Genomic DNA, 592 nt, shown 5'->3' with positions numbered 1-592 from the left:
AGCGAGGGCGAGGTGGTTGACGAGATCACCTACACGACCACCGATCAGTTCGGTAACACCCAGACCAACACCCTGTCGGTGACCATCACCGACGATGTGCCGGTGGCAAATCCGGTGGTCGTCGAGACCCTGACCAGTGGCGACACCGCCGAAGGCAACGTCAAGGCGAACGACCAGCTGGGCGCCGATAGCCGCGCGGACGACGGCGCCGTGGTCGGCGTGGCCCTGGGCGACAGCGACGGCGGCGAGGTCATGGGCAACGTGGGCAGCGCCATCGAAGGCAGCTACGGCACCCTGACGCTGAACGTCGATGGCAGCTTCACCTACGTNGGCAACGTCAAGGCGAACGACCAGCTGGGCGCCGATAGCCGCGCGGACGACGGCGCCGTGGTCGGCGTGGCCCTGGGCGACAGCGACGGCGGCGAGGTCATGGGCAACGTGGGCAGCGCCATCGAAGGCAGCTACGGCACCCTGACGCTGAACGTCGATGGCAGCTTCACCTACGTGGCCAATCCCGATGCCACCGGCAGCGACGTGTTCACCTACACCCTCGAGGACGGGGATGGCGACCGGGCCACTGCCACGCTGACCG

1 protein-coding gene is annotated in these 592 nt (G+C 67.7%); it reads left to right on the top strand.

Features of this window, described 5'->3' with window-relative positions; all coding sequences use genetic code 11:
• Positions 1 to 252: 252 nt before the first annotated feature.
• Positions 253 to 592 (top strand): Ig-like domain-containing protein (locus tag ACR80S_RS17165; RefSeq protein WP_435403914.1); only part of this gene is annotated, 340 nt, incomplete at its 3' end.

This window comes from Halomonas salsilacus, assembly GCF_051216275.1.
In the GTDB taxonomy this organism is placed as follows: domain Bacteria; phylum Pseudomonadota; class Gammaproteobacteria; order Pseudomonadales; family Halomonadaceae; genus Halomonas.
This window is presented reverse-complemented; position numbering and strand designations above follow the sequence as displayed.